At 61.6% G+C, this 307-nt stretch carries 1 protein-coding gene; it reads right to left on the bottom strand.

From position 1 onward, the window contains the following. On the bottom strand, positions 1-307 hold a 307-nt coding region (locus tag FLQ44_RS21835; RefSeq protein WP_206209074.1), incomplete at both ends, for an FAD binding domain-containing protein.

Here is a 307-nt window from a genome sequence, read left to right on the forward strand (position 1 = left end):
GGCGTGTCGCCGATCGGCGAACCGTTGGCGATATTGCCGCCAATCGTGCCCATATTGCGCACCTGGTCACCGCCGATGCGATCGATCAGCGACCCAAGCGTGGGAATCCGCCGCGCAATGAAATCGCGCGCAGCCGTATAGCTGACCCCAGCACCGATCGTGATCGTGCTATTAATCTCGCCAATCTGCTGCAGTTCCTCGAGCCCTCCGGTGAAGACGACTGGCGCGATGTCGCGCATGAATTTCGTGACCCAAAGCCCGACATCCGTCGAGCCGGCAACGATGGTTGCCGTCGGCTCGGCAGCAA

Origin of the sequence: Vogesella mureinivorans (assembly GCF_007644035.1) — a bacterium.
GTDB classification, from domain to species: domain Bacteria; phylum Pseudomonadota; class Gammaproteobacteria; order Burkholderiales; family Chromobacteriaceae; genus Vogesella; species Vogesella mureinivorans.